8 protein-coding genes are annotated in these 13,683 nt (G+C 34.3%); all 8 read right to left on the bottom strand.

The window, feature by feature from the left end; translation table 11 throughout:
- On the bottom strand, window positions 1–1,768 hold a 1,768-nt coding region (locus tag L6Q46_RS07460), incomplete at its 3' end, for an acyl-CoA dehydrogenase family protein (RefSeq protein WP_291283779.1).
- Between the two features lie 135 nt (window positions 1,769–1,903).
- Window positions 1,904–3,088, bottom strand: coding sequence for an acetyl-CoA C-acyltransferase (locus tag L6Q46_RS07455; protein WP_291283778.1), 1,185 nt, complete (start codon window positions 3,086–3,088; stop codon window positions 1,904–1,906).
- Between the two features lie 3 nt (window positions 3,089–3,091).
- Window positions 3,092–5,482: a 3-hydroxyacyl-CoA dehydrogenase/enoyl-CoA hydratase family protein gene (locus L6Q46_RS07450; protein ID WP_291283777.1), complete on the bottom strand. Its 2,391-nt coding sequence runs from the start codon at window positions 5,480–5,482 to the stop codon at window positions 3,092–3,094.
- An 18-nt stretch (window positions 5,483–5,500) separates the two neighbouring features.
- Window positions 5,501–5,941, bottom strand: coding sequence for a MarR family transcriptional regulator (locus L6Q46_RS07445; protein ID WP_291283776.1), 441 nt, complete (start codon window positions 5,939–5,941; stop codon window positions 5,501–5,503).
- A gap of 126 nt (window positions 5,942–6,067) precedes the next feature.
- The gene (locus L6Q46_RS07440) at window positions 6,068–7,837 is read right to left on the bottom strand and encodes an AMP-dependent synthetase/ligase (RefSeq protein ID WP_291283775.1); all 1,770 of its coding nucleotides are present in this window, start codon (window positions 7,835–7,837) and stop codon (window positions 6,068–6,070) included.
- A 121-nt stretch (window positions 7,838–7,958) separates the two neighbouring features.
- On the bottom strand, window positions 7,959–8,816 hold the full coding sequence (locus L6Q46_RS07435; RefSeq protein WP_291283774.1) for a DMT family transporter: 858 nt from the start codon (window positions 8,814–8,816) through the stop codon (window positions 7,959–7,961).
- Between the two features lie 357 nt (window positions 8,817–9,173).
- The gene (gene purL / locus L6Q46_RS07430; protein WP_291283773.1) at window positions 9,174–12,839 is read right to left on the bottom strand and encodes a phosphoribosylformylglycinamidine synthase; all 3,666 of its coding nucleotides are present in this window, start codon (window positions 12,837–12,839) and stop codon (window positions 9,174–9,176) included.
- Between the two features lie 166 nt (window positions 12,840–13,005).
- Window positions 13,006–13,683 (bottom strand): DUF1579 domain-containing protein (locus L6Q46_RS07425; RefSeq protein ID WP_291283772.1); only part of this gene is annotated, 678 nt, incomplete at its 5' end.

Raw genomic sequence — 13,683 nt, 5'->3', positions numbered from 1 at the left:
TAATAATTTTTGCAGCAATTTTTTCACGAAGTGCTACCACATTTGGCATGTTCGTATATTTCGTAAAACGTTTTAATCCCATTAACATCATACGTTGTTCGTCGCCTTCTGAGAATGAAACGATTCCTTCTTTTCCTTTTTGGTTCACGATATCAACGGCATGATATAAGTATAATTTTGCCATTGCAATTTGCTCTTGCGCTTTATCTTCACCCACTTTTTTAGCTAATTTTTCAGTTCTAAGAATAGTACTTTCAGCCATATAAATTTCGATTAGGATATCAGAAGCAGCCATTAATAATTGTTGGTGTGATTCCAATTCTGGACCGTATTTTTGAACTGCAGCACCCGCAACCATTAAGAATACTTTTTTCAATTTGGCAATCATTTCTTTTTCTTCAGCAAATAATTCTGAATAATCAGGAACATCGAATGATGGAATTCCCATTAATTCTTCAGCTACAGCCATTGCTGGTCCTAATAAATCAACGTGACCTTTCATTGCTTTTTTCACTAACATACCAACCGATAACATTCTGTTGATTTCGTTAGTTCCCTCGTAAATTCTAGCAATACGAGCATCTCTCCAAGCACTTTCCATTGGAGCGTCTTCAGAGAATCCCATTCCACCAAAAATTTGAATTCCTTCATCTGTACAAGCTTGCACATCTTCAGAAACGGCTACTTTTAAGATGGAACATTCGATTGCGAATTCTTCAACACCTTTTAATTCAGCTTCTTGGTGCGAATTTCCTTCGCTTACTCTAATATTAATTCTGTTCTCAATATCTGCAGCTGCTCTGTAAGTTGCACTTTCCCCAGCATAAGCATTTGTTGCCATTTCAGCAATTTTAGCTTGAATTGCTCCAAAACTAGAAATAGGCGTTTTAAACTGAACTCTTTCGTTAGCATAATGTACCGCTCCGGTAACTGTTCTACGTTGTGCTTCTAAACAAGCTGCTGCTAATTTAATACGCCCAACATTCAAAGCATTCATGGCAATTTTAAAACCTTCGCCACGACCTGCCAACATATTTTCTACAGGAACTTTTGTTTCGTTAAAGAAAACTTGGCGAGTAGAAGAGGAGCGAATTCCTAATTTGTGCTCTTCGTCACCCATTGAAATTCCGTTTGAAGGATCATTTTCAACGATGAAACCGGTGATATTTTTATCGTCTTCGATACGAGCGAAAACAATCATTAAATTACAAAAACCAGCATTTGAAATCCACATTTTTCCGCCAGTGATTTTATAATGTGTTCCATCTTCTGAAAGAACAGCTTTTGTTTTTCCTGAATTTGCATCAGATCCTGCTCCTGGTTCTGTTAAACAGTAAGCTCCAAACCATTCTCCAGAAGCTAATTTTGGTACATATTTTTGTTTTTGTTCCTCAGTTCCGTATAAGGTAATTGGCATCGTTCCAATTCCAGTGTGCGCTCCAAAAGCTGTTGAAAACGAACCCGTTGCTCCTGAAATGTAATCACAAACTAAAACGGTGTTTACAAATCCCATTTCCATTCCGCCATAAGCCGCAGGAACTGCTACACTTAAATAACCTAATTCTCCAGCTTTACGCATGATGTCTTCGGTTAAAGCGTAATCTTTCTTTTCGAAACGTTCTTTGTTTGGCCAAATTTCTTTGTCTACGAATTCGATAACCGAATCACGCATCATAACTTGTTCTTCATTGAAGTCTTCTGGTGTGAAGATGTCTTCGCATTTTGTTTCTTTTACAAGGAATTGTCCTCCTCTTATGATATCTGACATAACTTTTATTTTTTTTAGAAAAGAAAATCTTAATTTCTAATCATTATTGGTTAATTATTTTTTTTGGAACACAGATTGAAGAAATAAATAAAATTTTAAAAATTTCTCTAATTTTTCTAATCTGTGTTCCTTTTTTTATTTTAAAAATTCAAAAATTCCAGCTGCACCTTGACCTGTTCCAACACACATCGAAACGATTCCGTATTTGCTGTTTCTCAGGCGCATTTCGTCAAACAATTGAACTGATAGTTTAGCACCAGTACAACCTAGTGGGTGACCTAAAGCGATAGCTCCACCGTTAACGTTTACGATATCAGGATTTAAACCTAATTCTCTCACAACTGCTAAAGATTGTGCTGCGAAAGCTTCGTTTAACTCAATTAAATCGATTTGGTCTTGTTTTAATCCTGCTTGTTTTAATGCTTTTGGAATGGCTGTAACTGGTCCAATTCCCATGATTCTTGGTTCTACTCCTGAAGCAGCGTAACTCACCATTCTAGCGATTGGTTCTAAGTTTAATTCTTTCACCATTTCTTCGCTCATGATTAAAACGAAAGCTGCACCATCACTCATTTGTGAAGAGTTTCCAGCGGTAACCGAACCATCAGCAGCGAATACAGGTCTTAATCCTGCTAAAGCTTCTACTGAAGTTCCAGCTCTTGGACCTTCGTCTTTATTCACGACATAAGATTTTGTTTCTTTCTTACCGTTTTCGTTGATAAACGTTTGTTCTACTGTAATAGGAGCAATTTGTTTATCGAATTTACCTTCTGCCTGAGCTTTTAAAGCTTTTAAATGCGATTGGTAAGCAAATTCATCTTGGTCAGCACGAGAAACGTTGAATTGTTTTGCAACAGCTTCAGCCGTTAATCCCATTCCCCAGTAATAATCTTCGTGACCTGCAGCGGCAACTTTGTAATCAGGTGTTGGTTTGTAACCTCCCATTGGAATGTAACTCATACTTTCAGCACCACCTGCAATGATACAATCTGCCATTCCTGATTGAATTTTAGCCGTTGCCATTGCGATAGTTTCTACTCCAGAAGCACAATATCTGTTTACTGTAACTCCAGGAACATCCGTGATTTTTAATCCCATTAATGAAATTAAACGACCAACGTTTAAACCTTGTTCGGCTTCTGGCATGGCATTTCCTACCATCACGTCATCAATACGTGTTTTGTCGAAATCAGGCAACTCTTTCATCATGTGTTCGATGGTTTCCGCTGCTAATTCGTCAGGTCTTTTGAATCGGAATAAGCCTTTTGGAGCTTTTCCAACTGCTGTTCTATATCCTTTTACTATATATGCTGTTCTCATTTCTTAGTTTCTTAATGGTTTCCCTTTTGTTAACATGTACTGAATTCTCTCTAAAGATTTTCTTTCTCCAGTTAATGATAAAAATGCTTCTCTTTCTAAATCCAATAAATATTGTTCAGAAACTAAAGTTGCCTCTGATAAATCACCACCAGCCATTACATAAGCTAGTTTGTTTGCAATTTTCTTATCGTGTTCAGAAATGTATTTACCTGCTTCCATTTGGTCCGTTCCGACTAAGAACATACCTAAAGCTTGTTTACCTAATACTTTGATATCTTTTCTTCTTACAGGTTGTGTATAACCTTGTTCAGCCATTTGTAAAGCCACTTGTTTCGCTGTAGCAATTTGACGGTCTTTGTTTACCACAACGATATCTCTTCCTTTTTGTAAAACTCCAGTATCAAAACCTTCGTAAGCTGAAGTAGCTACTTTTGCCATTCCTACAGTTAAGAAATATTCTTGTAAAACGTTTAATTCTACGTCGTTTTTGCGGAATAAATCAGAAGCTCTCAAAGCCATTTCTTTAGAACCACCACCACCAGGAATTACTCCAACACCAAATTCTACTAATCCGATGTAAGTTTCTGCAGCGGCAACAGCTCTATCAGCGTGCATGGTTAATTCGCAACCACCACCTAATGTCATTCCGTGAGGAGCAGCAATAACAGGAATTGCAGAATAACGGCAACGCATCATCGTGTCTTGGAACATTTTGATGGCCATGTTTAATTCATCGTATTCTTGCTCAACAGCCATCATGAAAATCATTCCTAAATTAGCTCCAACAGAGAAATTAGCACCTTGATTTCCAATTACTAAACCGTTATAATCTTTTTCAGCAATATCAATAGCTTTGTTGATTCCTTGTAAAACACCAGCACCAATAGAATTCATTTTAGATGTAAATTCTAAGTTGATAATTCCATCACCTAAATCGGTAATGATTGAATCGCTGTTGTTCCATATTTTTTTGCTTTCGCGAATGTTATTTAAAATAATAAAAGCATCTTGACCCGGAACTTTCTCTACTTTTTTGTTCGTGATAGAGTAGAAGTGTGTTGCTCCGTCTTTAATCGAATAAAAAGAAGTATTTCCAGAAGCCACCATATCAGTTACCCAAGAAGCAGGTTGATAACCTTCCGCTTTCATTAATTCAATACCTTTTTCAACTCCGATGGCATCCCAAATTTCGAATGGACCGTTTTCCCAACCGAATCCAGCTTTCATTGCATCATCGATTTTGTAGAAAGCATCTGTTATTTCAGGAATTCTATTTGAACAATATTGGAACATTGAAGCGAAGTTTTTTCTGTAGAAATCTCCTGCTTTGTCTTTTCCAGTTACTAAAACTTTGAATCTGTCGATTGGTTTTTCAATCGTTTTGGTTAATTCTAAAGTTGCGAATGAAGCTTTTTTATTTGCTCTATATTCTAATGTATCTAAATCTAAAGTTAGAATATCTTTTCCTTCTTTTTTGTAGAAACCTTGTCCGGTTTTACTTCCTAACCATTTGTTTTCCATCATTTTGTTAACAAATTCAGGAAGTTTGAATAATTCATGAGCTTCGTCGTTTGGACAATTTTCATAAATTCCATTAGCCACATGAACTAAAGTATCTAAACCAACAACATCAACCGTTCTAAAAGTAGCTGATTTTGGACGACCAATTACTGGTCCAGTTAATTTATCAACTTCTTCAACTGTTAAGCCCATTTCTTTTACTTGGTGGAATAAACTTTGAATTCCGAAGATTCCAATTCTGTTTCCAATGAAAGCTGGAGTATCTTTAGCAACAACTGAAGTTTTTCCTAAGAATTTTTCACCATATCCATTTAAGAAATCTAATACTTCATTTGAGGTTTTTGGACCAGGAATAATTTCAAATAATTTTAAGTAACGAGCAGGATTAAAGAAGTGTGTTCCACAGAAATGTTGTTGGAAATCTTCGCTTCTTCCTTCGCTCATAAATTGAATAGGAATACCAGAAGTATTTGAAGTAACTAAAGTTCCTGGTTTTCTATATTTATCAACTTGTTCGAAAACAATTTTCTTGATGTCTAAACGTTCTACAACTACTTCGATAATCCAATCTGCAGTTGCAATTTTCGACATATCATCTGTAGTGTTACCTGTAGTAATTCTTGAAGCAAAACTTGGATGATAAATAGGAGAAGGCTTCGATTTTAAAGCGTTAGCTAAATGATCATTAACTAATCGGTTTCTAACGGCTTTACTCTCTAAAGTTAGTCCTTTTTTCTGTTCGGCTTCGGTTAGTTCGTTTGGAGCGATGTCTAATAATAAGACTTCGACTCCAATATTAGCAAAATGGCAAGCGATACCACTTCCCATAATTCCGGAACCAATAACAGCAACTTTTTTAATATTACGTTTCATGTTTATAGGTTTGTTGTTTTATTTGTCATTATAGATTTTTTTATCGGTAATCAATTCGTTTATGATTTCGGCAACTTCCATAAAGTGTTGTAATTTTTCTTCACTTATATGTTGCTTTACTGTTTCATTAAAACGAAGCACGGTTTCTTTAGAAAGTTCTCTTTTTTCTTTCCCTTCTTTGGTTAATTGAATAATTACACCACGACCATCTGTTGGATTTTTTTTACGAGTAATTAATCCTCGTTCTTCCATTGATTTTAGTGTTCTGGTTAAGCTTGTAGCTTCCATTCCCATTTTTGGACCTAGAGTTGTTGATGGCGAACCATTTTCTCTATCAATACTTAAAAGCGCAAAACCTGTTGCCATTGTAGCACTGTATTTTGCTGCTTCTTCGTTGTACATTCTGGCAACTGCTTGCCAAGTTGCTCTAAGTATATAGTCTATTGTTTTATCTTTCATAGAATTACTATCTAAACTTTTTCAAATATAAAAAAAAATACTATGCACGCATAGTATTTTTAACATTTTTTTCAAAATTTAACATTTTAAAATAGCAAAACCCACGAAATGTGGGTTTTAGCGTTTCTATCCGTAAATTTTTTGATATAAGTCGTTGTATTTTTCTTTTATAATTTTACGTTTTAATTTCATGGTAGGGGTTAGGTGACCATCAACGATTGACCAAACATCTGGTGTAAGTTCAAAACGTTTTACTTTTTCCCAATTACCAAATTTTTCATTGCTATGATCAATTTCTTCTTGAATTCTATCAATTACCATTTTATTAGCACATAATTCTTCATTTGTAGCAAATTTAAGATTATGTCTGGTTGCCCATTCTCTAACAAATTCAAAATTAGGTTGAATAAAAGCGGCTGGCATTTTTTCGCCATCACCAATAACCATAATTTGCTCGATAAAACGAGATTGTTTGAAAGTATTCTCTAAAATTTGTGGTGCAACATATTTTCCACCTGAAGTTTTGAACATTTCTTTTTTACGATCGGTAATTTTTAGGAAACCATCAGAATCGATTTCACCAATATCACCCGTATGGAAATAACCATCTTTTAAAACATCTGCAGTTTGAGTTTCGTCTTTGTAGTATCCCATCATTACGTTTGGACCTTTACATAAGATTTCTCCGTCTTCTGCAATTTTAACTTCAACTCCGTCTAATACTTTTCCAACTGTTCCTACTCTGAAACCACCATTTCTCATGTCATTTACTGAGATTACTGGAGAAGTTTCAGTCAAACCATAACCTTCCATTACTGGAATATTAGCCGCACAGAAAACTTTTGTTAAACGAGATTGTAATGCAGCACTTCCCGAAACTAATAATTCTAATTCGCCACCTAAACCTTCTTGCCATTTAGAGAAGATTAATTTACGAGCAATTTTAAGTTTAAATTCGTAGAATGCACCATTTTGTTTATATGGTTTGTAGTCCATTCCTAAGTTTAAAGCCCAGAAGAAAAGTGCTTTTTTGATTCCTGTTAAATCGGCTCCTTTAGCATAAATTTTGTCGTATACTTTTTCTAATAGACGAGGAACCACAGACATTACGTGAGGTTTCACTTCTTTTAAGTTATCTGAAATCTTTTCAATACTTTCAGCGAAGTAAATCGATATACCATAATATTGGTATAAATAGGTTAACATTCTTTCAAAGATGTGACAAATAGGTAAGAAGCTCAAAGCTCTTGTATCACCAGCTCTTAAAGGAACTCTTGGAGCACTCATTAATACATCTGAAACAATATTTTGATGAGATAACATAACACCTTTTGGTCTTCCTGTTGTTCCAGAAGTATAGATAATTGTTGCTAAATCAGTTGTGGAAACATTATTTTTTCTGTCTTCTACTACATCTTGGTTAGAAGTATCAGCCCCTAATTCTAAGATTTCTTTCCAACTTTTGCATCCAGCAATATCATTGTAAGAGAAAACGTCTTTTAATAAAGGAACGTTAGCTCTGATACTTTGCAATTTTTCATATACCTCAAGATCAGATACAAAAACATATTGTGACTCTGAGTGATTTAAAATATATTCATAATCTTCGGCTGAAATCGTAGGATACATAGGAACAGTTTGCGCTCCTGTTTGTAATACACCAATATCTGTTATATGCCATTCTGTTCTGTTGTTAGACGAAATGATAGCAATTTTATCATTTTTATTTACGCCTAAACGAAGTAAACCTCTTGAAATAGCGTTGGCTTTGTCTAAATATTCTTGAGTAGATGTTTTAATCCACTGTCCGTCGTATTTTGTAACTAAAGCATCCTTTAAATTATACTTTTCTAATTGATAATAAGGAAAGTCAAATAAGCGTGTAATATTGTTCATAATTCGCAATTATTATTTTATGCAAATTATAAAAATAAAATTAATTATACAATTTTTTAAATTATTGATAATCTTATGATTAGAATTTTAACAAAAATAAAATACTATGCAAGCCTACTAATTACTGTATTAATTGAGATAGTGTAATAAAAATTATTGAAATGATTGCCAATAAGATACCAAAATAGTTCCATTTGGTCATTTTTTCTTTGAATAAAAGGATTCCGGCTAAACTTCCTAAAATAATGACACCCATATTCATTCCTGCAAAAACCGTGGATGGATTTTCGGATAAAGCTTTGTGTGCTTTTAAATAGAAGAGAATGTTTCCAAAATTTAAAATTCCTAAAGCCAATCCCCAAAGTATATTTTTCAGTTCTAATTTTTCTTTTTGAACCAGAATTTTTCCAATTAGAAATAAAATCGAAATTAAAAAAGCACCACAAAAAATAATGAATAGGGAAGTTGTAAAACTAAAATCTTTGAAAACAGCAACTTTCTTAAATAGAATGTCAATAATTCCAAATCCCAATAAAACCAATAAAGGATAAATCCAATTATCCGATTTACTTTCTGATCTTTTATTTAAAGTGAAGAATATGGCAGAAAATCCAATTATAAAACCAATAATTTTCAGTTGACTAAACGTTTCATTAAATAAAAAGTAAGAGGCGGTTAATGGAATGAACAATGATAATCGTTGCGCAATATCGGTTTTTACAATCCCGACTTCTTTAATTGATTTGGCTTGAATTAAAAATACAATTGGCAATAAAATCGCCAATCCCATGAAAAGCGAATAAGGAATTGTTTTTTCTTGGAAAGTTAATTCGGGTTGGTAAGTAAAATAGGTGAGAAGTAAAGCCGAAAAATAATTAAACGTAATAATTTGAAAAATATTCAACTGAAATCGTTTGGCTACTTTTAAAAATATCCCAACAGTTACACTGCAAATTACACTTAAAATGACAAACCACATCGCTATTTAATTTTACACAATAGTACAAAAAAAGCACCTTAATTAAAAGATGCTTTTATATAAAAGTTAATTTTCTTATTAATTTTTTTTACAGAAATAATTAATAAAAATAGTTGTCATGACTAAATCGAATACAACAAGCAACACTAAATATATTGTACTACTGATATAAGTTATTTTTTCATTCAAAATTGGATTACTTCCGTGTATGCTTGTAAAAGATTGATTTTCATTTTTAATATCATCAATTCCAAAGCTCGAACCAGAATTATATTGATTGGAACATATAAAAATATAAATTAACAATCCAAATAGGGTTATTATAAAGAAAGTTAATAGTCGTTTTTTTGTAAACATTTATTTTTTATTCTCAATCCATTTTCTAGCATTCACAAACGCTTCTAACCATGGCGAAACTTCGTCTTTTTGTCCTCTTTCTGGATAATGTGCCCAGTTCCAAGGAAAAGTCGAACGCTCAATGTGTGGCATCATCACTAAATGTCTTCCAGTGGTATCGCACATCATAGCCGTGTTAAAATCAGAACCATTTGGATTCGCTGGATAACCTTCGTAAGCATATTTTGCTACAATGTTATATTTTTCCTCTGAATAAGGTAATTTGAATTTTCCTTCTCCATGTGAAATCCAAACCCCTAAAGTTGTTCCTTCTAAAGTGGATAACATTACCGAATTATTCTTCTGAACCGTTACCGAAGTAAATCCGCTTTCGTGCTTGTTCGAAGTGTTGTGGTGCATTTTTCCATGAACTTCGTGTTCTGGATTGATCAATTCTAATTCCATTAATAACTGACAACCATTACAAATTCCAACTGAAAGTGTGTCTTCGCGTTTGAAGAAGTTTTTCAATGCGGTATTTGCTTTTTCGTTGTATAAAAACGCTCCAGCCCAACCTTTAGCCGAACCTAAAACATCCGAATTCGAAAATCCTCCAACTGCTCCAATGAATTGAATGTCTTCCAATGTTTCTCTTCCCGAAATTAAATCGGTCATGTGAACATCTTTTACATCAAAACCTGCTAGGTACATAGCATTTGCCATTTCACGTTCGGAATTACTTCCTTTTTCGCGAATGATTGCTGCTTTTGGTCTTGGTTTCGAAGCATCAATTACAGGTAATTTTCCATCAAAATGCGAAGGGAAAGCGAATTGTAATTTTTGGTTTTTGTAATTATCAAAACGTGCTTGCGCCATTCCATTTTTAGATTGTTTTGAATCTAGTAGGAAAGAAGTTTTGTACCAAGTATCTCTTAAAGTTGTAATACTGAATGTTAAACTATCTTCACCGTTGATAATCGTAAATGCATCGCCATCGATAACCGAACCAATTTTGAAAATTTCAATATTATGTTGTGCGAAAGTTGCTTCCACTTCAGTATTCGCTTGGAAAACAATTCCAATATTCTCATTAAATAAAGCTTTAACCGTATCTTTTTCTCCTAAAGAAGTCAAATCAATTAATGCGCCTAATTTATCATCAGCGAAACACATTTCTAATAAAGTTGTGATTAAACCACCGCTTCCAATATCGTGTCCTGCTTTAATTTTTCTGTCTTTGATTAAATCTTGTAAAACGTTGAATGCTTTTTTGAAGAATTCCGAATTTTGAATCGTTGGAACGTCATTTCCAATTTTATTCAACACTTGAGCGAATGAACTTCCACCTAATTTAAACGAATCTTGCGATAAGTTGATGTAGTAAATATTACCGCCATTTCGTTGCAAAACAGGCTCAACAACTTTTGTAATGTTCGAACAATTTCCAGCTGCTGAAATAATAACTGTACCTGGCGCAATTACTTCATCATTTGGATATTTTTGTTTCATAGAAAGCGAATCTTTTCCTGTTGGAATATTGATTCCTAATTCAATAGCAAAATCTGAACAGCCTTTTACTGCTTCATATAAACGAGCGTCTTCCCCTTCGTTTTTACAAGCCCACATCCAGTTAGCTGATAACGAAACCGATTGTAAACCATCTTTCATTGGTGCCCAAACGATGTTTGATAAAGCTTCAGCAATAGCCGTTCTTGAACCCGCAACCGGATTTACTAAAGCTGAAATAGGCGAGTGCCCAATCGAAGTCGCAATTCCTTCTTTTCCTTTGAAATCCAATGCCATAACTCCGACATTGTTTAAAGGTAACTGTAAAGGTCCCACACATTGTTGTTTTGCAACGCGTCCGCCTACACAACGGTCTACTTTATTGGTTAACCAATCTTTACAAGCTACTGCTTCTAATTGTAAAACCTGACTTAAATAGCTTCCAATATTTTCTTTAGAGTATTCTAAATCTGAATAGTTTGTAGCAACAGTTTTATCCGTCATAATGGTTTTTGGCGAACTTCCGAAGAAATCTTCCAAAGCATAATCCATTGGTTTTACACCTGTAGATTTTGATTCGAATGTAAATCTATGGTCGTTGGTAACATCACCTACTTGATACATTGGCGAACGCTCTCTATCGGCAATTCGTTGTAAAGTTTCAATATCTTTTTCACCAATAACCAATCCCATTCTTTCTTGTGATTCGTTTCCGATGATTTCTTTTGCTGAAAGAGTAGGGTCACCAACTGGTAATTTATCTAAATCGATTAATCCACCTGTTTCTTCAACCAATTCTGAAAGACAGTTCAAATGTCCGCCAGCACCATGATCGTGAATTGAAACAATTGGATTGTTATCGCTTTCAACCAAACCACGAATAGCATTGGCAGCACGTTTTTGCATTTCTGGATTCGAACGTTGGATCGCATTTAATTCAATTCCTGAACCAAAAGCTCCTGTATCTGCTGATGAAACTGCAGCACCACCCATTCCAATTCTATAATTTTCTCCACCTAAAATAACGATTTTATCGCCAGCCGTAGGTTTCTTTTTAATCGCTTGGTCTAATTTTCCATAACCAATTCCACCCGCTTGCATAATGACTTTATCGTAACCAATTTTACGATTGTTTTCTTCATGCTCGAAAGTTAAAATAGAACCAGTAATTAAAGGTTGTCCAAATTTATTACCAAAATCAGAAGCTCCGTTCGAAGCTTTAATTAAAATATCCATTGGTGTTTGGTACAACCAAGGTCTTTCAGCCATTCCGTTTTCCCAAGGACGTTCTTCTGCTAAACGAGAATATGAAGTCATGTAAACCGCTGTTCCTGCTAATGGTAACGAACCTTGTCCACCTGCTAAACGGTCACGAATTTCTCCTCCTGAACCTGTTGCAGCTCCGTTGAAAGGTTCTACGGTTGTTGGGAAGTTATGCGTTTCTGCTTTTAAAGAAAGTACTGAATCAAATACTTTTTCTTGGTAAAAATCAGGTTTGTCAGCGCTTTTTGGTGCGAATTGGGTTACTTTCGGTCCTTTTACAAAAGCTACGTTATCTTTATAAGCTGAAACAATATCGTTTGGATTCGTTTCTGATGTTTTCTTGATTAATTTGAATAAAGAAGTTGGTTTTTCTTCGCCATCAATCACAAAGGTTCCATTGAAAATTTTATGACGACAGTGTTCTGAATTCGCTTGTGAGAAAGCAAAAATTTCAGAATCAGTTAACTTTCTTCCTAATTTCGTTGAAAGATTATTTAAATATTCAACCTCTTCTGGGCTTAGTGCTAAACCTTCTGATTTATTGTATGCGTCAATATCCTCAATATCTAAAATTGGTTCTGGTTGGATATTAATCGTATAAATGTCTTGATTTAATTCCGAATACTTTTGCGAAAGCATTGGATCGAAATCGTTAAAATCGGCAGCTACTTTTTCAAATTCCTCAATACGAATAATGTCTGAAATTCCCATATTTTGAGTAATTTCTACAGCATTCGTACTCCAAGGCGTAATCATAGCGGCACGTGGTCCAACAAAAAAATCCGACAATACGGATTTTTCTATTTTATGTGCGTTGCCAAAAAGCCAATTTAATTTGTTGATGTCTTCTGATGAAATCTCGTTTTGCGTTTGAACCGCAAAAACCGTGTTGGATTGGTTTCCGAAGAAATGAATCATTGTAGTTGTGTTTTTAGAGACAAGTCATGACTTGTCTGTACGTTTTGTGTTGTTGTTTGAAAGTGCAAATTTATTCTAAAAAGTTAGAAGTTCAAAGTTTTAAGAGTGTATAAAAACAAAAAAAAGCTGTTCTTTTTTGAACAGCTTTGATTTTATTTGTTGAAAACTACATTTTGCGTTTAGAAACTACTTGCATCGACTTGAATTCTTTACCATCTTCTGAAACATCAAACATTTCCATTTTTTGGTTGTTATCATCAATGTAAGTAATGACTTCTTTTATTTTTTTAGCTTTTTTAGTTACAGGATCAACCATTTCTCCGTGGAAAGTGGACGTTTTTGTTGCTTCATCATATTTTCCACGAGTAACCATCATTCCAGTTCCCATATTATCAATCCAGGTAGAAACAAATTCTTCGGTAGCATTGTCATAAGCAACCATTCCTTTTCCTTCAAATGGCATTCCAAACATATCACCAGAATACGTTCCTTCTTGATATCTTCCACCCATAATCATTTTGTAAGTTACGGTAGCAGTAGATTTCATTTCCTGTGGATTATCAGGTGACCAAAAAGTTAGTTCTGCATCCCAAGTTCCAGAATCTTTAGCTAACATTTCGTGACCTTTTGATGGTTTAGCATAATCCATCCAAGCTTTTGCTACTGTAGCAGAATCTGGTTTTGTTTCGGCAGTAACTTCTTCTTTAGTTGTTGTTTCTTCTGGTTTTTGCGCTTCTTCTTTCTTGCAAGAAACAAATGTTAAACCAATAATTAAAAGAGATAAAGAGAGATTTTTCATAATTGTATAGTTTAATTGATTAGTCAAATGTGGTCCAATTGTAAG

Source organism: Flavobacterium sp. (assembly GCF_023151265.1).
Taxonomy (GTDB): domain Bacteria; phylum Bacteroidota; class Bacteroidia; order Flavobacteriales; family Flavobacteriaceae; genus Flavobacterium.
This window is presented reverse-complemented; position numbering and strand designations above follow the sequence as displayed.